At 69.2% G+C, this 17,264-nt stretch carries 17 protein-coding genes, 2 tRNA genes and 1 pseudogene; 10 read left to right on the plus strand and 10 right to left on the minus strand.

All coding sequences use genetic code 11. The features are described 5' to 3' along the window. Positions 1 to 86 precede the first annotated feature (86 nt). The 4 genes from mhpA to ACZ63D_RS14220 are packed head-to-tail and all read right to left on the minus strand — an operon-like array spanning position 87 to position 5,528. A complete protein-coding gene (gene mhpA / locus ACZ63D_RS14205) occupies positions 87 to 1,592 on the minus strand; it encodes a bifunctional 3-(3-hydroxy-phenyl)propionate/3-hydroxycinnamic acid hydroxylase MhpA (protein ID WP_465354711.1) in 1,506 nt (501 codons plus the stop codon). Continuing rightward, positions 1,589 to 3,475 (minus strand): acyl-CoA synthetase, encoded by a 1,887-nt coding sequence (locus tag ACZ63D_RS14210; RefSeq protein ID WP_465354712.1) that lies wholly within the window; start codon positions 3,473 to 3,475, stop codon positions 1,589 to 1,591. Before ACZ63D_RS14210 ends, mhpA begins: the two co-directional genes overlap by 4 nt. Continuing rightward, the gene (locus ACZ63D_RS14215) at positions 3,472 to 4,407 is read right to left on the minus strand and encodes a fumarylacetoacetate hydrolase family protein (protein ID WP_465354713.1); all 936 of its coding nucleotides are present in this window, start codon (positions 4,405 to 4,407) and stop codon (positions 3,472 to 3,474) included. Before ACZ63D_RS14215 ends, ACZ63D_RS14210 begins: the two co-directional genes overlap by 4 nt. Then, the gene (locus tag ACZ63D_RS14220) at positions 4,404 to 5,528 is read right to left on the minus strand and encodes a VOC family protein (protein ID WP_465354714.1); all 1,125 of its coding nucleotides are present in this window, start codon (positions 5,526 to 5,528) and stop codon (positions 4,404 to 4,406) included. The genes ACZ63D_RS14215 and ACZ63D_RS14220 overlap by 4 nt, the downstream gene beginning before the upstream one ends. Before the next feature lie 119 nt (positions 5,529 to 5,647). Between ACZ63D_RS14220 and ACZ63D_RS14225 the strand changes: the two genes are divergently transcribed. Both ACZ63D_RS14225 and ACZ63D_RS14230 read left to right on the plus strand, forming a co-directional pair. After that, positions 5,648 to 6,304 carry a TetR/AcrR family transcriptional regulator gene (locus ACZ63D_RS14225; protein WP_465354715.1) on the plus strand — a complete coding sequence of 219 codons (657 nt, stop codon included), beginning with the start codon at positions 5,648 to 5,650 and terminating at the stop codon, positions 6,302 to 6,304. Positions 6,305 to 6,585: 281 nt separating this feature from the next. Then, positions 6,586 to 6,789 (plus strand): hypothetical protein, encoded by a 204-nt coding sequence (locus ACZ63D_RS14230; RefSeq protein WP_465354716.1) that lies wholly within the window; start codon positions 6,586 to 6,588, stop codon positions 6,787 to 6,789. Positions 6,790 to 6,809: 20 nt separating this feature from the next. Here ACZ63D_RS14230 and ACZ63D_RS14235 read toward each other — a convergent pair whose 3' ends face one another. Beyond that, complete coding sequence (locus ACZ63D_RS14235; protein WP_465354717.1) at positions 6,810 to 6,989, minus strand: hypothetical protein; 180 nt, start codon at positions 6,987 to 6,989, stop codon at positions 6,810 to 6,812. Positions 6,990 to 7,362: 373 nt separating this feature from the next. Between ACZ63D_RS14235 and ACZ63D_RS14240 the strand changes: the two are divergent. Continuing rightward, positions 7,363 to 7,443 (plus strand): annotated as a pseudogene (locus ACZ63D_RS14240) (hypothetical protein); the annotation flags it as partial. 405 nt (positions 7,444 to 7,848) lie between these two features. Here the strand turns inward: ACZ63D_RS14240 and ACZ63D_RS14245 are convergent. After that, complete coding sequence (locus ACZ63D_RS14245; protein ID WP_465354718.1) at positions 7,849 to 8,502, minus strand: FadR/GntR family transcriptional regulator; 654 nt, start codon at positions 8,500 to 8,502, stop codon at positions 7,849 to 7,851. 26 nt (positions 8,503 to 8,528) lie between these two features. Between ACZ63D_RS14245 and ACZ63D_RS14250 the strand changes: the two genes are divergently transcribed. From ACZ63D_RS14250 to ACZ63D_RS14270, 5 genes are all read left to right on the plus strand, one after another. Next, positions 8,529 to 8,897, plus strand: a complete 369-nt coding sequence (locus ACZ63D_RS14250; RefSeq protein WP_465354719.1) for a fumarylacetoacetate hydrolase family protein — start codon at positions 8,529 to 8,531, stop codon at positions 8,895 to 8,897. A 17-nt stretch (positions 8,898 to 8,914) separates the two neighbouring features. Beyond that, a complete protein-coding gene (locus ACZ63D_RS14255) occupies positions 8,915 to 9,676 on the plus strand; it encodes an alpha/beta fold hydrolase (RefSeq protein WP_465354720.1) in 762 nt (253 codons plus the stop codon). A 118-nt stretch (positions 9,677 to 9,794) separates the two neighbouring features. Continuing rightward, positions 9,795 to 10,952 carry a metal-dependent hydrolase family protein gene (locus ACZ63D_RS14260; protein ID WP_465354721.1) on the plus strand — a complete coding sequence of 386 codons (1,158 nt, stop codon included), beginning with the start codon at positions 9,795 to 9,797 and terminating at the stop codon, positions 10,950 to 10,952. 91 nt (positions 10,953 to 11,043) lie between these two features. Continuing rightward, positions 11,044 to 11,538, plus strand: coding sequence for a DUF1636 family protein (locus ACZ63D_RS14265; protein ID WP_465354722.1), 495 nt, complete (start codon positions 11,044 to 11,046; stop codon positions 11,536 to 11,538). Further along, positions 11,462 to 12,124: a hypothetical protein gene (locus ACZ63D_RS14270; protein WP_465354723.1), complete on the plus strand. Its 663-nt coding sequence runs from the start codon at positions 11,462 to 11,464 to the stop codon at positions 12,122 to 12,124. The genes ACZ63D_RS14265 and ACZ63D_RS14270 overlap by 77 nt, the downstream gene beginning before the upstream one ends. Before the next feature lie 195 nt (positions 12,125 to 12,319). Here ACZ63D_RS14270 and ACZ63D_RS14275 read toward each other — a convergent pair. The 3 genes from ACZ63D_RS14275 to orn all read right to left on the minus strand — a co-directional run bounded on the left by ACZ63D_RS14275 (position 12,320) and on the right by orn (position 13,430). After that, positions 12,320 to 12,392 (minus strand) — tRNA-Lys (locus ACZ63D_RS14275). A 282-nt stretch (positions 12,393 to 12,674) separates the two neighbouring features. Continuing rightward, positions 12,675 to 12,747: transfer RNA gene (locus tag ACZ63D_RS14280), tRNA-His, on the minus strand. Positions 12,748 to 12,821: 74 nt separating this feature from the next. Next, the gene (orn, locus tag ACZ63D_RS14285; protein WP_465354724.1) at positions 12,822 to 13,430 is read right to left on the minus strand and encodes an oligoribonuclease; all 609 of its coding nucleotides are present in this window, start codon (positions 13,428 to 13,430) and stop codon (positions 12,822 to 12,824) included. A 118-nt stretch (positions 13,431 to 13,548) separates the two neighbouring features. On the opposite strand from orn, the gene ACZ63D_RS14290 reads away from it, so the two are divergent. Together ACZ63D_RS14290 and ACZ63D_RS14295 are read left to right on the plus strand one after the other, a co-directional pair. Next, positions 13,549 to 15,081, plus strand: a complete 1,533-nt coding sequence (locus tag ACZ63D_RS14290; RefSeq protein ID WP_465354725.1) for a helicase HerA-like domain-containing protein — start codon at positions 13,549 to 13,551, stop codon at positions 15,079 to 15,081. 73 nt (positions 15,082 to 15,154) lie between these two features. Continuing rightward, positions 15,155 to 15,541, plus strand: a complete 387-nt coding sequence (locus ACZ63D_RS14295; RefSeq protein ID WP_465354726.1) for a DUF3224 domain-containing protein — start codon at positions 15,155 to 15,157, stop codon at positions 15,539 to 15,541. Between the two features lie 118 nt (positions 15,542 to 15,659). On the opposite strand, the gene ACZ63D_RS14300 is transcribed toward ACZ63D_RS14295, so the two are convergent. Continuing rightward, positions 15,660 to 16,535 (minus strand): S1C family serine protease, encoded by an 876-nt coding sequence (locus ACZ63D_RS14300; protein WP_465354727.1) that lies wholly within the window; start codon positions 16,533 to 16,535, stop codon positions 15,660 to 15,662. Between the last annotated feature and the right edge of the window lie 729 nt (positions 16,536 to 17,264).

Consider the following 17,264-nt stretch of genomic DNA (forward strand, 5'->3'; position numbering starts at 1 on the left):
TGAGTTGTTCCCCCAACGGGGTCCTTCCTTCTCGATCGTCGGTTCCGGGCGCGTCGACCGGTGCGGCCGCGCTGTCGCGGCGACGTTCACGGGGTTGCGCGGTAAGGAGGTATCGCCGCGCAGAGGGCGGCCAAGTCACGGCCGGCGCTGTGGACCGTCGCATCGGGACGGACTACGGCGGCGTGGGCGAAGCCGCGGCGCAACCAGCGGTGCAGGGCGCTCCCGGGCGGGGCCATCACGAGCACGGCTCCGCGTTGTTCGATGTCCGCGCGCTGTGCGGGCGACGGCTCGGCGGTGCTGACGAACGCGAACCGGCCGGCTGTCACCTCGTCGAGCCGTTGTCCGCTGCCGACCGGTGCGTTGGGGCATTGCCGGCCGGCCAGGGAATGCCGCAGGGGCGGGCGCGCCACCAGCGCGGAGCGGTGCAGTGCCGGGGTTGCGGTTTCGAGCACGCGCTTGCGCAGGCCGGGCACGAGGTGCAGATGCGGTGCGGCGACGCGGCGGAGGAGGTTGCCGAGTTCGCCGCCTTCGGTCATCGCCGTGCCCATCAGCTTGGCGATCCGGATCATGGTGGTGGCGTGGGGTTTGCGTTCCGTCTGGTAGCTGGCGAGGACGGTTTCGGGGAGCGTGCCGTCGAGCACGCCGGCGAGTTTCCAGGCGAGGTTCATCGCGTCGCGCATCCCGGCGCCCATGCCCTGGCCGATGAACGGCGGGGTGAGGTGGGCGGCGTCGCCGAGGAGAAAGACCCGCCGGTCGCGCCAGCGGTCGGCGACCTGGGCGCGGAAGGTGTACTCGGCGACGCGGACGATCTCGAGGCGGTCGGCCGGTGTCTCCCCGGTCCATGGCTTGAGCAGGGGGAGCAGTGCGGCCGGTTCGCGGTAGTCGTCGGCTGTTTCGCCTTCGGTCAGCTGGAATTCCCAGCGGTAGCGGTTCTTTCCGATGCGCATGTAGGTGGCGGCGCGGGTCGGGTCGGAGACCTGGTGCACCCCTTCCCAGGCGCCGAGTTCGGCGTCGGTGCGGATGTCGGCGACGAGCCAGCGCTGGGTGAACCCGAGGTCGCGCATGACGGCGCCGATCGAGGTCCGGGTCAGGCTGTTCGCTCCGTCGCAGCCGAGTACGTAACGCGCGAGCACCGAGTCCGGTTGACCGGACTCGGTGAACGCGACCCGTACGCCGCCGACCTCCAGGGCGAGCGAGGTGACCTCGGCGCCGCCGCGCAGCGTGACGACGCTGTGCCGCTTGAGGCCTGAGCGCAGGAGCGCTTCCAGTTCGGGCTGGTCGAACATGCTGGCCTCGGGGTAGCCGTGCCTGCCGTGCGCCGCGTCGCGCTGGAACTCCGCGAGCACGCGCAGGTCCCGGTCCACGAGCCGCAACCCGTTGCAGCGCCAGGAAATCGCCGCGAACTCCTCGAAGAGGCCGAGCCTGCCGAGGATGCGGCAGATCTCGTCGTCGAGGTGGACGGCACGAGGCTGGGGGTAGATCGTTTCCCACCGGTCGAGGACGAGGCACTCGACGCCGTACTGGGCCAGCAGGGTGGCGGCGGTGAGGCCGGTCGGGCCCGCGCCGATGATCACCACGGGCACCTCGGTCACGAGGCACCTGCCAGGCGCCAGCCGATCGCGTAGCGGCCGAGGACCGCCTTGACCGCCGGCTCGGCGGCGTCGCCCGAGACCCGCACCACCGCGATGACCGAGCCGTCGTCGACCTCGGCGTCGATGTCGAGGACGCCGGGCAGCCCGGCCAGGGCTTCGGTGAGCTCGCGCCGGGTGGCGTCGGCGCGCAGCGCGGGTTTGTACGGCTTGCCCAAGTCGGTGAGCGGCAGGGCATCGAACACCGTGACGGTCTTCGGCGCGGCTGCGGACTCGGGGACTCGGTCGCGGGCCCAGCCGGCCAGTTCCTGCTCGGTGGCCATCGAGCCGGGAGCGAGCGTCACGTAGGCGACGGGGACCTCGCCGGAGTGGGCGTCCGGCCGCCCCACCGCGCCCGCGGCGGTGACCGCGGGATGGGCGAGCAAAGCGTCCTCGACGATCGCGGGGTCGATGTTGTGGCCACCGCGGATGATGAGGTCTTTGGCGCGGCCGGCGAGGTGGACGAATCCGTCGGGGTCGAGGCGGGCGAGGTCGCCGGTGTCCAGCCAGCCGTCGACGAGCTTGCCGAGGCCGTCGAGCACGTGGCCGTGCTCGTCCTGGCCGGTGACGTAGCCGGGGAACACCGCGGGCCCGCTGATCGCGAGCACGCCGGTGTGGCCGGGTGGAAGGTCTTCCCAGGTGCCGTCCTCGCGGACGCGGACGGTTTTCATCCGCTGGTAGGGCAACCGCTGACCGACCGAGCCGGGCCGGGGCGCGTCGGGGAAGCTGCGCGCGCTGGCACAGGTCGCTTCGGTCAGGCCGTAGCCTTCGACGAGCGTGATGCCGGTGCGGGCCTGGAAGTTTTCGCGGACGGCGGCCGGCAGGGGCGAGGCCCCGACCATGGCGAAGCGCAAGCTGCTGATGTCCGCGTTGACCGGGCACTGCGCGAGCACCGCGTACACGGTGGGGACCGCGCTCATCGTCGCGATCCGGTGGTGCTCGACGATTTTCCAGAACTCGCCGTAGAGCGGGAGGTCGCGATAGCCCAGCGGCCCGGCCCAGACCGTGGCCTGTCCCCTGAACAGCGGCGTGAGCAGGGTGACGACCAGCGCGTTGACGTGGAACAGCGGCAGCGCGGCGAAGAGCGTCGCGTCGTCGAGCAGCGAGTTGGCGGCCAGCATCCAGGCGTCGGCGATCTCCATGGCGTGCGTGTGCGCGGCCAGTTTCGGAGCGCCGGTGGTGCCGCCGGTCGGGAAGAACGCGGCCAAGTCGTCCGGGCGGGGCGGTTCGCCGAAGAACGCCGCGGAGTCTTGCCCGGCCGCCAGCTTGCCGAGGTAGCCGACGCGGATCCCGGGCAGGCTCGGCAGGTCCGGGGCCGGGTCGGCGGCGCCGGTGGGCCGCAGGACCAGGAGGGAGTCGACGTGTCCGTCCTGGGCGAGGGCTTGCGCGGTTTCCCAGATGGCCGGGGACAGCTCGGGACCGGCGGCGACGAGGACCCGCGCGCCGGAACGGCGGAGGAGCTGGGCGAGGTGCTGGTGTGAAAGGCCGCCGTTGAGGGGTGCCGCGATCCCGGCGAGTTGCGCGGCCAGGGTGGCGGGCACAAGTTCGGCGGTGTTGGGCGACATCAGCGCGATAGCGTCCCGTCGGCGGACGCCGATCTCGTGCAGCAGGTTCGCGTATCGGTGGACGTCGCCGAGCAGTCCGGCGAAGGTGCGCTGCTCAGCTTCGCGCCAGCGCGCGGCTTCCGGCAGCACGGTGAGCGCGGTGCGGTCCGGCCAGGTGGTGGCGGCGCGGACCAGCAGGGCGTAGGTCGACGCGGGAAGGCCGCGTGCCGCCAGCGGCACGGCTTCGATCGCGGCGAGGTCGGTGGGGTCGGCGTACTTGGGCCACTGCAGGTCAGCGTTCATCGGGCGTGCCTCACCACCGTGCGCTGGGTGCCCAGGTCGATCGCACCGTCGTCGGTGGCCACTCCGGCCTCGATGACGTCGCCGTCCTGGAGGTACCGGGGATTCCGTCCCTGGCCACGGAAGAACAGCTTCCACTTGAGCGCCGGCGGCAGGAGCGAGCCGATGATCTCCACCGCCTTCGGCGGGGCGGACAACGCCGTGCCCGCGGGGGTGCCGGTCAGGACGAGGTCGCCCGGGTCGAGCCGCTGGAAGCGGGCGAGGGCACGGAGGGCTTCGGCGGGGCGGTAGATCATGTCGGCGACCGTCCGGTCTTGGCGGGTTTCGCCGTTGACGCTCAGTTTCAGCCGCAGGTCGGGGAATCGCTTGAGCTCGTCGGCGTCGAGCAGGACCAGCGCGGGCCCGATGGGGGTGAACGTCGGGTAGGACTTGGCCTCGTAGAACTGGGTCTGGGGCAGCTGGATGTCCCGCGCGGAGACGTCGTTGGCCACCACCAGGCCCGCGACGTACTGCGAGAGGTCGTCACCGATCTCCGTGCCGACCGTGATCTCCGTGCCGATGACGAGGCCGATCTCGACTTCGTAGTCCAGGAGCCGCACGTGAGCGGGCCGCACCACGTCGTCGTGCGGGCCGCTGATCGAGCCGGACGACTTGCGGAAGAACGTCAGCGGCACGGTGCCCGGGTTCCCGCCGGTGTCTTCGACGTGCGAGGCGAAGTTGGTCATCTGGGCGACCACTCGGCACGGAGCGGTGACCGGCGAGACGAGCTCAAGAGTCTCCACCCCGACTGTGCGGCCACTGGCCGCCGCCGCGTCGAGGGCTTTCCGGTCGGCCAGCAGTTGTGCGGTGGTCGTGGCCGGGGTGGCCACTTCGGCCGCTCCGGCGGGGGTGGCGACCCACCAGGCGTCGGCGGTACGGAGGACGGAAATGCTCATGACACAGCTACTTTCAGCAGGCCGCGAAGGCGGTCGAAGTCGAATTCGTTTTCCTCGCGCAGCGCGCCGACGATGGCGCGCAGCTCGCCGAACGCTTCCCGGCCGGGTTTGACGCCGAGGAAGTCCTTGGTGGCGGGCGGGCCCCACTGGGCCAGTCCCGATGCGGTCATCGGCGCCCAGCCGGGCTCGAGCGAGCAGTCGAACAGGTCGCCGTCGCTGAAGTGCTCGACGAGGAATCCGTCGGGGTCGCGCCAGTAGTCGAACAGCTGGCTGCCCTGGACGTGCCTGCCGATGCCCCACGAGCGCCGGTAGCCCCGCTCGAGCAGGTACTCGCCGCCGGCGGCGAGCGAATCGAGGTCGGGTACCTGGTAGGCCGAGTGCACGTACCGGTTCGCCGGTCCGAGCACCATCGCGAGGGTGTGGTGGTCGGCCGGGGCGGCACCGCGGTCGCAGCGGATGAAGCTCATCACCGGGCCACGTGCGCGCTGGCCCGGGTAGTAGAGGAAGTCGCTCACGATCAGGCCCAGGTGGGCCAGGTACCAGTCGAGCGTTTCGCGGTACTTCCGCGTCTGCAGCACGACGTGGCCGAGTCGCTGCACCTTGACCGGCTCCCGCCGCGGCCGCTGGGTCGCGTTCACGCGCCGGACGTCGTGCCCGAAGTTGAAGGTCAGCGGCTCCTGCCCCGGCAACGCCGGAAGGTCGTGCGTGCCGGACACGATCCGCACCCGGGCGCCGCTCGGGTCGCGCAGGTCCACGGTGGCCCCGCCGAGGCTCTCCGGCAGGCGGTTGACCTGGTGTCCGGTCGCCTCCGCCAGCCGAAGCACGTCCGCCGGGTCGGCGGCCCGGAACGCCGGTCCGGTGAACCGTGAGCGCGGGCCGCGGCGGATCAGGACGCAGGGTGCGCCGGGTTCGGTGCCGCGCAGCTGCAGTTCGTCCGCGGTGCGCAGCGACGTGGTGAACCCGAAGGCGTGGGCGAACAGTTCGGCCTTGGCCAGGTCCGGCTTCTCGAACTCCAGCCACGCCAGGTCGTGCACCTTGATGACCGGATTGCGCGCCCTCCCCGGGTGTTCGCCGGGCAACGCGCCTTGCTCGCTGTGCAGGTCGGCGTGGGGATCGGTCATCGCCCCTCCCATCTAGTTGACGATATCGTCACCTGCGAGCATATCGTCAGTCAAGCGATTCTGACGATTTCCTCATTTCTGAGGCGGTCCGCTAGGGTGGCTCCCAGGAGGTGTGGGGCATGACCGAGCAGGGGGTCGGCGACCGGTCGGCGCGGCGCAAGGCGCGGACTCGTGCGGCGCTGCTCCGCGCGGCCCAGGCTTTGATGGCGGCTGGGAACACGAACGTCCCGATCCTGGAGATCACGCAGGCCGCCGACGTCGGGATGGGGTCGTTCTACAACCATTTCGAGAGCAAGGAACAGCTCTACCAGGCCGCGGTCGAGGACGCGCTGGACCGCTACGGCGCCGTGCTCGACGAACTGACCGCGGATCTGGAGGACCCGGCGCTGGCGTTCGCGCAGAGCTTCCGGCTGAGCGGCCGCCTGCACCGGCTGCGTCCCGAGCTGAGCCGGGTGCTGCTGAACAACGGGCTCGCCCTGGCCACGGCCGAGCGCGGGCTGGCCCCCCGGGCGCGCCGGGACATCGAGGCCGCGGTCGACGCCGGCCGGTTCACGGTGCGCGACCCCGAACTCGCCATGGTCACGGTGGCCGGCGCCATGTTGTGTCTCGGCCAGCTGCTGCACGACCAGCCCGGTCGCGACGCCGCGGAGGCGACCGACCAGGTCGCCGAGGATCTGCTGCGCATGCTCGGCTTGTCCGCCGACGAAGCTCGCGAACTCTGCCGGCGTCCGTTGCCTGATGTCGGTGCGGCCGGTTCCCGCGACTCAGCCGCGTAGCTCAAGTTCGCTCATCCGTCTGGCTGGTGCTTTGTCGTGCTGTGCAGTCGGCGTCCCCAGCAGTCACCCGACTGTGGGGTGCGGTGGAGCGTGCGCGGCAAGACATCACGGAGAGGCGCGCTGCGATGAAGCACTCCCACTCCGGTGTGTGCTGACGGCGACCGGAGCAGGCGCCGTTTATCTCGGTCAAGCAGCGCACTGCGCCAGTACCGGCGAAAGCAACCAGGCCAACGGCTGCAGCGCGGGCAGTCTCCCGCTCGAGACGGCGGTGACCTTCAACCGTGGCGGCTCATCGGCTGGCCAGCGGCACGGTCATCGGGACCGGTCGGCTGGCGTACAGCAGCTGGCTGACCATCCGCAGGATCGGCGAGAAGGCCCAGAATACTTGTGCCTACAGCGATTTCGCGCTGGTGAAGGTCGCGGAGAAGGACTACGACAAGGTCAATCCGAGCCTGCCGGTGCACTCGCCCCGGCTGGTGGCGTAGTACTCGCCGAAAATCGGGCCTCAGGCTCTCGCCTGTTGCTCCTGTGCATTAGCTGCCTCGTAGGCTGACTTATTCTCGGCCACGTCATTGACGATCTTCGTCTTATGCAGGAACAAAATATTTGAGTGCTCCTTGACGATGACCTTGCATTTCGAAGCGTCGTCGATGACTTTTACCCAAATGTCCACGTTGGCGCCCACGCGGTCAGCGAACCTCGCTCCAGCTGAATCCCGCCACGAGTCCGCAAGTTCTGCTCGACATCCCCGAGCGCCCTCCGTTTGCCTCCGAGTTCATAGACGAAATCGAGCAACTCATCCTTGAGGCCCTCGACATCGTCCTCATTGTCTGGAGGTCATGAGTCATAGTCGGGCTTAATTCTTAACCAGAGCTTGCTGATTGGCTCTACTATCATTATTCGCCTCCTGATCGCCAGAAAGTGGGACTACACCGCTCGACGGTCGACGCGCTGGGCGTCCGCCTACGGCGGCTGCGCGCGATCGCGACAGCAAGTACACCGGCTCCTTCGACGCCGAGGAGATCGAGGTGCTCCTCGCCGCGCCCCAGGCTCCGTGGATGAATGCTCATTGCGAAAGAGTGATCGGTACCATTCGCCGCGAGGTGCTCGACCACATTCTGGTCATGAGCGAGGCGCACACCGGACGGGTCCTTGCCGAGTATCAGGAGCACCGCAACAGGCACCGGCCGCACCGGTCCGAGGTCGGCGGCCTCCCGACGTCCAGGATCAGCCCGATGTCGTCCAGGACTCCGGGACCCGCAGACTCTTGCGCACCCGGTTCCTCACAGGAGTCATCGACGAGTATCGATACGCCGACTGAGCTGCAGCGACGACTTTTCGAGCCCTACAGGGTCAGGTCTTTGATCGTGACGACATCGCCGTGGCCGGGGGCGACCCAGTCGGCATCGAGCTTCGCGATCCGGTCGAGCGCGGCGAGCCACTGGGTGGTAGAGCCCATCGCCAGGTTCGACACTCGAAGAAGACGGTGTCGCTGGTGAACGCGCCGTACTGCGGAATTCGCGCGCCGGGCGCTCTCGGCCGGTTCAGGGTCGGCCGAGGAGGCTGTCGGCGACGTGTTGGAGGTGCTGGCGCATGGCGGCGCCGGCGCCGTCTGGGTCGCGGTCTCGCAGGGCGGTCACGATGTCGGTGTGCTCGCGGTGGTAGCAGGCGCGCAGTTCGGGGGTCGAGGTGCGGCGTTTGAGGTTGCCCCAGATGGGCAGGGCGCGGGCGGTGTTCATGACGTCGAACATGTTCATGAGCAGGCCGTTGTGGGCGGCGGTGGCGATGGCGCGGTGCAGGGTGGCGTCGGCGCGTTCGAAGCTTTCGAAGTCTGCGGCCTCGCCGCCCATGGCGAGGGAGTGGGCGATGCGGTCGAGGTCGGCTTGCGTGGCCACGCGCGCGGCGAGAGTGGCTACTTGCGGTTCGAGCAGTTGCCGCACTTGCATGATTTCGGCAGGGCTGGTGTCGGCGGGGGCTCCGTCGACCTGGCCGACGGCTGCTTCGGTGAGGAAGGTGCCGCGGCCGACGTGGCGGACGACCAGGCCGTCGCGTTCCAGGGCTTCCAGGGCGCGGCGCACGGCGCTGCGGGGTGCGGAGAGTTGTTCGACGAGGGCGCGTTCGGTGGGAAGTTTCGCGCCGGGGCCGAGGCTGCCGTCGCGGGCGCCGTCGACAACGAAGGCGCGCAGCGAGTGCTCCACCGTGGGGCTACACGATCGTCAACGACGTGACCGCGCGGGATCTGCAGCGGGACCACAAGCAGTGGCTGCTGGGCAAGTCGCTGGACACGCACTGCCCGATGGGTCCGTACGCGGTCACCGCGGACGAGGTCCCGGATGTGACCGCGCTGGAGCTGGAGACCTCGGTCAACGGGGAGAGTCGGCAGCTGGCGTTGGCCAAGGATCTGATCTTCGACATCCCGGAGCTGATCGCGACGCTGTCGGCGGGGATCACGCTGCTGCCCGGCGACATCATCGCCACCGGCACACCGGCCGGGGTCGGGATCGGGTTCGAGCCGCCGAAGTTCCTGCAGCGCGGGGACGTCGTCGAGGTGTCCGTCTCCGGTCTGGGCGCGCTGCGCAACCGGATCGCCTGAGCGGAAAGGAAGCGGAAATGCGGATCAACGGCGCTCAATTGGCGGTCGAAGTCGAGGGTTCGGGCCCGGCAGTGCTGATGGTGCACGGGCTGGGCGGCACGTCGAATTTCTATCAGGTGCAGGCGCAAGCGCTGGCCGAACGGTTCCGGGTGATCCGGGTCGATGCCGCCGGGGCCGGCCGGTCGGGGCTGCGCGAGGGGATCAGCATCGAGTCCCACGCGGACGACCTCGCGGCGGTCCTCGACGCCGTGGGCGTCGACGCCGCGGCAGTGGTCGCGCATTCGATGGGCACGCTCGTCGCCCGCGCGTTCGCGGCCCGGCATCCGCGGCGGGCGACGGCCCTGGCGCTCTTGGGCGCGGTCGCCGAACCGGCCGACGCGGGACGGCAAGCCCAGCGAGACCGCGCCGCGGTCCTGCGCGAACAAGGCACCGCTGCCGTCGCGCCCGGGGTGGTGGCCAATGCCCTGTCCGAGACCACAAGGCGGGACAAGCCCGAAGTCGCCGCGTTCGTGCGGGAACTGGTGATGCGCCAGGACCCCGAAGGCTACGCCCGCAACTGCGAAGCGCTCGCCGCCGCGACCGACCCGGGAGCGGTTCCCGCGGATCTGCCGCTGCTGCTGATCACCGGTTCCGACGACAAAGTCGGCCCGCCCGCGGTGAGCCAGGCGCTCGCTGCCGCGCACGGGGACGCCACCGTGTCGATCCTGCCCGGCGTCGGGCACTGGACAGCGCTGGAAGCCGCCGCCGATACCACCGATCAGCTCACGAAGTTTCTGTAATCGCAACGCTTCTGCGCCTCAATGCCGAGGAGTTCCCCATGTCCGTTCCCGCCAGCAAGACTCTGTTCCGTGACGTGTCCATTCTGGACTCCACCGGGCCGACCCCTATCGCGGCGACGTGCTCGTCGACCACGACCGCATCGCTGCGGTCGGCGCCGTCGACCCCGCCGCGGCCGGCAACGCCCGCGTGATCGACGGCCGCGGCCGCACGCTGATGTCCGGGCTGTGCGACGCGCACACCCACTTCACCTGGAACAACAGCGGCGACCTCGACGGTCTGGCCGCGCTTCCGGTGGAGGAGCACCTGCTGTTCGCGATCGAGTCCGCCCGGTCCTACCTCGATTCCGGCTACACGATGTGCCTCGGCGCGGACTCGGCCAAAGACCGCCTCGACGTCGTCTGCCGCGACGTCATCAACGCCGGCCGCTTCCCCGGGCCGCGGTACCTGGCCAACGGCCCGGAAATCGCGGTCACCGGCGGCGAGCTGGTCAAGGGCATCACCTGGTTCGCCGACGGCCCGGAGGAAATGCGCAAGGCCGTGCGCCGTCTCATCGAGATCGGGGTCGACCAGATCAAGCTCTCCATGACCGGCGAAGAGATCACCGGCACCCAGCGCGCCGAGGACACCTACATGTCCGACGAGGAAGTCGCGGCGGCGGTCACCGAGGCACACCGCCGCGGCAAGCGGGTCTGCGCGCACGCGCGCAGCGCGGAAAGCGTGAAAATGTGCGTGCGCCACGGCGTCGACATCGTCTACCACGCCAGCTTCACCGACGAGGAGGGCATGGACCTGCTCGAATCCGCCAAGGACTGGATCTTCGTCGCGCCCGGCGTGAACTGGCTCGTCGCGACCCTGTACGAAGCAGCCGACTTCGGCTACCCCCAAGAAGCCGCCGAAGCCGCCGGCTACAAACGGGAACTGGAGACGGCCACCGCCGCCATGATCGAAATGCACAAGCGCGGCATCCGCGTGCTGCCCGGCGGCGACTACGGCTTCGCCTGGACCCCGCATGGCACCTACGCCCGCGACCTGCAGCACTTCGTCGAACGCTTCGAGTTCACCCCGATGGAAGCGATCCTCGCCGCGACCGCGCAGGGCGGCGAGATCATGCTTCGCCCCGACGAACTCGGCAAGGTCCAGCCCGGCTACCTCGCCGACCTGCTCCTCGTCGACGGCGACCCGCTCGCCGACATCACCGTCCTGCAGGACAAGACCAAACTCCACGCCATCATGAAGGACGGCAAGTTCCACAAGGAACCCGCCGACCGGCCATGACCCGCCCTCCGGGACGGGCGGCCGCCACCACCCGCGGCCACGGCCGCCCGTCCCGGCACCGTCCCCGCACTCAGCACGCGCCGAGGTATCCGTGACACTGCTTGTCTGCGCCACCTGCCCCCGCTACGACCCCCAGCACAGTGGCGAATTCAGCCACACCCTCGCCCCCGCCATCGCCGAGCACCTCCGCGGCGACAAGGTCGACATCCGCCACGTCCAATGCCTCGGCGGCTGCCCGCGCGACGGCGTCGTCGCGCTCGACGGCCCCGGCAAGGCCCGAGTCCGCTTCTCCGGCCTCACTGTCGACGACACCGACGCCATCCTGCGGGCCGCTCACGCCCACGACGCCTGTTTCACCGGCGTCCCCGGCGACTGGGAAATCCCCGACACACTGGCCGGACGGATCAGCTCGATCACCCTCAAACGCGCCGCGCACACCCCCTTCGGCGCGCCGAGCGGCGACGCGACCCCCGCGTTCGACAGCCCGAACGAGACGAGCAACCGCGGTGGTGTCAGCCAACGTTCTCTCGGCACCCATCGCCAAGCGCGCAGATCTCCTGCAGGACAAAGAGAACCGCACCGCTGAGCATCGCGCTGCGACCGCTCTTCCTGCCGCCGAAGACTGGTTTGCGAGACATCTTTGGCACTGCAAGGACATTCCGCTATCGGTCGCCTACGTCGGCACGGTGTTGCTGTGCCGGTTGTACGTGTTGTTCTTTGTTGAACACGACCGTCGTCGTGTCCACGTCGCAGGGGTGACCGCTCGTCCGACTGCGGAGTGGGTGGTTCAGCAGGTCCGGAATGTGCTGACGGACCTTGACGGTCGCGTGGACGGTCTGCGGTTTCTGATCCGTGACCGCGATGCGAAGTTCACTACTGCGTTCGATGCGGTATTCGTCTTGGTCGGCATCGGCGTCCTGCGCAGTCCTGTTCGGGCGCTCCGGGCGGACGCGATCGCTGAACGCTGGGTGGGCAGTGTTCGCCGCGAGTGTCTGGGTCGGATGCTTGTCGTCAGCCGGCGTCGCCTCGAACAGATCATGGCCGAGTACGTCGTCACGTCAATCGCTATCGACCTCATCGCTCCTTGGGCCAGCGACCGCCCGAACGGCAGGTTCCGGTCCGGATGCGTGATACCGGATCGGTATGTCGGCGCGGTCGGCTTGGCGGTCTGATCTACGAATATCAGCAGTCGCATGATGTGACACAGTTTCGGCACCCACACGTTCGCGGCGGCGATCGTCCCGCAGCAGTCGGCGCGAAGTCTCGGGCTCGCCAACGACCACAATGGACAGTCCGGAACCGGAGGAAAACCTTCCAGAAGATCAAAATCCCCAGGTCGATGAATCTTAAGACCTGGGGAGTGAGGGTGCGCCATCAGGGACTCGAACCCCGAACCCGCTGGTTAAGAGCCAGCTGCTCTGCCAATTGAGCTAATGGCGCTTGGTGCTTCCCGCCGCTGTGGTTTCCCTCGGCGACGTGGAAAAGATTAGCAGGGCGTTCAGGCCCCGTTTCAGGGGGGTCCCCTTTTCGGTCCGCCGGGGCAACAGCCCTGGTCAGCGGTGGTGGCCCGCGGTGAACGCGGTCGGCGGAGCCTGGCGCGACGGCGGCGGAGGGGAAGGGGAGCCGCAGTGAGCTGTGCGACATCGGCACAGGCAAGGGTACCCCCGAAACGACAAAACCCCGGCTTCGCCGAAAAAGATCTCGGTGAAGCCGGGGTGTACGGGTGGCTAACGGGGCTCGAACCCGCGACCTCCTGGACCACAACCAGGTGCTCTACCAGCTGAGCTATAGCCACCATCTGGCAAAAGATCTCGCGATCACCTTGCTGGAAGCAATCCTAGCGGGTGCCTGCGAGCGCTTTTCAGGGGGTCACCCTCGGTGGCGTTCCAGCACTTCGGCGGCGGCGGCTTTGGCCTCGTCGCTCGTCGGGCCGGGCTGGGGGACGAAGGCGATCGCGCGGTAGTACTCGAGTTCGCCGACGGACTCCCGGATGTCCGCGAGCGCGCGGTGGGCCAGGCCTTTCTCCGGCTTGGCGTAGTAGATCCGCGGGTACCAGCGGCGCACCAGCTCCTTGACCGACGAGACGTCGACCATCCGGTAGTGCAGGTGGCTGTCGAGCTCCGGCATGTCGCGGGCGATGAAGCCGCGGTCGGTGGCGATCGAGTTGCCGGCGAGCGGGGCGCTGGCCGGGTCCGGCACCCATTCGCGGATGTACTCCAGCACGCGCTGCTCGGCCTCGGCGAGCGTGGTCGTCGAGGCGCGGACTTCTTCGGTGAGGCCGGACTTGGCGTGCATGTCGTGGACGACCTGCGGCATGCCGTCGAGCTTGGCGTCGTCGACGTGGATGACGATGTCGACGCCCTCGCCCAGCACGTTCAGGTCGGCGTCGGTCACCAGCGCGGCTATTTCGATCAACGCGTCCTTGCCGAGGTCGAGCCCCGTCATCTCGCAGTCGATCCAGACAAGATGGTCGTTCACCCGCACCACCCTAACCCGACACGGGGATATCAGCGGCGTCACCTGGGCTTCCGGCGCGTTACGCTCGGTCAGCCAGTGCAGCGGGGTGTGATTTCGGACTCGGAACGGGGTGCGGCCAGTGGCCGAGCAAGCGTCGGGACCAGCGGCGGAGATCGCGCAGGGGTACGTCAGCGACGGGGCGGCCGTCGAGCTGGGCGCGGTGGTGATCGACGGGAAGACCGAAGCGTCGGCCGCTGTCCGGCTGCCGCTGGCGACGTTGAACCGGCACGGCCTGGTCGCGGGCGCGACCGGCACCGGCAAGACCAAGACGCTCCAGCTGATCTCCGAACAGCTGTCCGCGGCCGGGGTCCCGGTGGTGCTGGCCGACGTCAAGGGCGACCTGTCCGGGCTGTCCGCGCCCGGCGAGGCGAGCGACCGCACCGCGAAACGGTCCGCGGAACTGGGCGACGAATGGGCGCCCGAGGCGGGTCCGGTGCAGTTCTTGTCGCTCGGCACCAGCGGCACCGGGATCCCGGTGCGCGCGACGATCACCAGCTTCGGGCCGGTGCTGCTGTCGAAGGTGCTCGGGCTCAACGAGACGCAGGAGTCGACGCTCGGCCTCATCTTCCACTGGGCTGACCAGCGCGGTCTCGCCCTGCTGGACACCAAGGACCTGCGGTCGGTGATCACCCATCTGACCAGTGACGAGGGCAAGGAAGACCTCAAGGGCATCGGCGGGGTGTCCGCGGCGACCGCGGGCGTCATCCTGCGCGCACTGTCCAATCTGGAGGCTCAGGGCGGCGAAGAGTTCTTCGGCGAGCCCGAGCTGGACGTCCACGACCTGATGCGCCAGCAGGACGGCAAGGGCGTCATCACCCTGCTGGAGCTGGACAATCTGCAGTCCAAACCGGCGCTGTTCTCGACCTTCCTGATGTGGCTGCTGGCTGAACTGTTCGAGGAGCTGCCCGAGGAGGGCGACCTCGACCAGCCGAAACTGGTGTTCTTCTTCGACGAGGCGCACCTGCTGTTCTCCGACGCTTCGAAGGCGTTCCTGGAGCGGATCGAGCAGACGGTGAAGCTCATCCGGTCGAAGGGCGTCGGCGTGTTCTTCTGCACGCAGCTGCCGACCGACATCCCGAACAACGTCCTGTCCCAGCTCGGCGCACGGGTCCAGCACGCGTTGCGCGCGTTCACGCCGGACGATCAGAAAGCGTTGGCGCGCACGGTAAAGACGTATCCGAAGTCGCCGCACTACGACCTTGAGTCGGCGTTGACGTCGCTGGGGATCGGCGAGGCGATCGTCACCGTGCTGTCCGAACGGGGTGCGCCGACGCCGGTCGCGTGGACGCGGCTGCGCGCGCCGCGGTCGAAGATGGGGTCGATCGGGGCGGACGCGATCCGGGCGGCGGTCGCGTCGTCGGAGCTGAACGCGAAGTACGCGGAGACGATCGACCGCGAGTCGGCGTACGAGAAGTTGGCGGCGAAAGCCGTGCCAGCCCCGGATTCCGCGCCGGAACCCGAGGCGCCGGCCGCGCCCAAGCCGGAGAAGGACGAGCCGGGGATGCTCTCGCAGGTGTTGAGCAACCCGGCGGTGAAGTCGTTCATGCGCTCGGCGGCGAGTTCGCTCGGCCGGGAGTTCTCGCGCGGGCTGTTCGGCAACCGGCGGCGTTGAGATACCTGACAGGAGATGGCAGGTATCTGCGGTTGACTGGGCGGGATCGAGTTTCCGGCAGAGGAGCAACAGCATGACCAGGACCGCCGTCGCCGCGTTCGAACTGGACAAATGGGAGCCGCAGGCGCAGGACGAGGCCGAGGGCACGGCGTTCGCGCGGGTGTTGATCGAGAAGACGTTCACCGGGGCGGTCGAGGGGACCAGCCGGGTCGAGATGCTGACGGCGTCGAACGAGACGTCGCGCGCGTACGTCGCCTTCGAGCGGTTCACCGGTTCGGTCGACGGGCGGAAGGGAAGCTTCGTCCTCCGGCACACGGCGGGGGACGAGGGTTTGTCGCTGGTTCTGCTGCCCGGCTCGGGCACGGACGAGCTGGCGGGCATCTCCGGAACGGCCGAAATCGCTGCGGACGAAGCGGGCAAGCACACGTTCACGCTGGCCTACGAGCTGCCGGGCGCGTGAAGAAGCCGCTCTCTCCGGGCCCCGAATTCCCGGAGAGAGCGGCCAGGTTTCCTCACCGTCCCAGGTGTGAGGAGTGGAGGCGGGCCGCCCCGACCACGGTCCGCCTCCCTGCTTTCGGTCAGCCGTTCCCGATCTGGTCGACGATCTTCTTCGCGTCGTTGATCGGGATGGCGAACCCGATCCCGACGCTGCCCGCCGAAGAGTTCGGGCTGTAGAGCGCGGAGTTGATGCCGATCACCCGGCCCTGGCTGTCGACGAGCGCGCCGCCCGAGTTGCCCTGGTTGATCGAGGCGTCGGTCTGGATGGCGGTGTAGCTGGGGCCGGACGTGACGTTCGACGTCTGCCTGCCGAACGGCGAGTTCTGCTGGTCGCCGCCTCCGCCCCCGACGTCGGAAAGCGGCCGGTTGAGCGCACTGACGATGCCGGTGGTGACGGTGTTCTGCAGCCCGCCCGGCGACCCGATCGCGATGACCTGCTGCCCGACCGCGAGCTTGCTCGAATCGCCGAGTGTCGCGGCGGTGAGCCCGCTCGCGCCCTGCGCCTGCAGCACCGCGATGTCGCTCTTGGTGTCCGAGCCGACGACGTTGGCTTGATACTTCTTGCCGTCCGACGTGGTGACTGTGACGGTCTGCGCGCCCTGCACGACGTGCGCGTTGGTGAGGATCCGGCCGTCGGCGGTGAGGATGACGCCCGACCCGATCGCCGTGCCCCGCCCGGTCGTGACGTTCACCTGAACGACGCTGGGCACCACCTTCGCGGCGACCGTGCTGACGTCCCCGGAAGCCGTCGTGTTGCTGACTGTCTGCCCGGTGGCGGAGGACGACGCCGTGGTCGAGGGCGCGCTCGAACCGCTCGTCAGCCCGACGATCGCTGCTCCAGCACCGCCACCGAGGAGCGCTGCGGCGAGTGCGGTGGCTCCGATGAGGACGGGCAGACGGCCGGGGCGTTTCTTCGGACTAGCCAGGGCTGCGGGTGGCTGCGCGGGCTGGGGCATTGGTCCGTAGTGCGGGGTGCCGGGTTGGTGTGGGGTGCCAGGTTGGTGGTGCTGGGTGTCGGGTTGTGGCACGGCGGTGGGTTGGCGCACGGGGCTGGATTGAGGATGTGCCGAGCCCGGTTGGTGTTGCGGGGCAACGGGTTGACGGGGCGGAGTGCCGGGTTGGTGCTGGGCGTCCGGGTCCGGCAAAGGCGTGGCGCTCGGCCCGGGCTGCGCGGCGGCAGTCGGCTGTGCTGACGGAGTCGTGCTCGGCCGGACAGTGCTCGGCTGTGGAGCGCTTGGTCCCAATGGCTGAGCCCCGCCGGACGGCTGCTGAGCACTGCCCGGCTCAGACCGCTGAACGCTGGCAGCCGTCTGCTGCCCGCCAAGCGCTCCGGCCTGCCCGCCTCCGACCTCGCGCGGATCGCCCTGTCCGCCCGCGAACGGACTCGACCCGGCCCGGTACTGGCCGTACTGCTCACTGCTCTGGTGCGGCTGGCGCCCACCGGGGGCAGCGGGGCCGGGCCGGTTCTCGTTCTCGGTCATGAACCCAGACTCGCGCCCGTGCTTATGAACAGCCTGTGGAAAACCCTCAGGCTTTCCTGAGAAGAATCAGCTGAGAATTCTCAGCCGTTCTCAGCCAGGGCATGCTCGTCCGTGCCGTGCCGTGCCGTGCCGTGCCGTGCCGTGCCGTGCCGTGCCGTGCCGTGCCGTGCCGTGCCGTGCCGTGCCGTGCCGTGCCGTGCCGTG

The sequence above is a fragment of the Amycolatopsis sp. NPDC104775 genome (assembly GCF_055583325.1).